Source organism: Ensifer adhaerens (assembly GCF_001270265.1).
GTDB lineage: Bacteria > Pseudomonadota > Alphaproteobacteria > Rhizobiales > Rhizobiaceae > Ensifer > Ensifer adhaerens_B.
In genome coordinates this window covers 1-514 of sequence record NZ_LGAP01000095.1, presented here as the reverse complement: position 1 = coordinate 514, position 514 = coordinate 1, and the positions used below count along the sequence as shown (strand labels likewise).

Here is a 514-nt window from a genome sequence, read left to right as displayed (position 1 = left end):
CGAATACAGCCCGCTCGCATAACCGTGCAGCAGAAGCGCCACCATCATCCGCGGGTCGAACGGCGGCTGACCGAGCCCGCTCACATAGCTGCCCGTGATCTCCTTGAGATCAAGGTTCTCACGCACCGGTTCAACGATGAACCGCGACACATGGTCCTTCGGCACGAAGTCCTGCACGCTCGGCGGAAGAAGCAGTGTCTGATCGATATTCCAGGGGCGAAAATATTTGCTCATGGCAAAAGATTGAATGTACGCATCCGAGCAGGGCCGCATTGCGGATGTGAGTGAGACTGTGGATTCTCTGTCTATATAGACGGCAATATAGACGGTGCTTCAATGGACATCACAAACGATCTCTCAGGGCGTTTCAGCCGGATGGAGATTATCGATAGCGGCCGTCGCCGGCGTTTCACGGATGAAGCGAAGCTGGCGATTGTGGCGGAGAGTTTTAATGGCCCGCGGCAGGTCACGGCCACGGCGCAACGTCACGGGATCACGCGCTGGCAGTTGAACG

At 57.0% G+C, this 514-nt stretch carries 1 protein-coding gene and 1 pseudogene; one reads left to right on the top strand and one right to left on the bottom strand.

Annotation, left to right across the window (positions count from 1 at the left end):
- A pseudogene (locus AC244_RS34840) lies at positions 1-234 on the bottom strand (IS5/IS1182 family transposase); the annotation flags it as partial.
- 102 nt (positions 235-336) lie between these two features.
- Between AC244_RS34840 and AC244_RS36155 the strand changes: the two are divergent.
- The coding region (locus AC244_RS36155; RefSeq protein WP_152976122.1) for a transposase at positions 337-514 on the top strand (178 nt) is incomplete at its 3' end.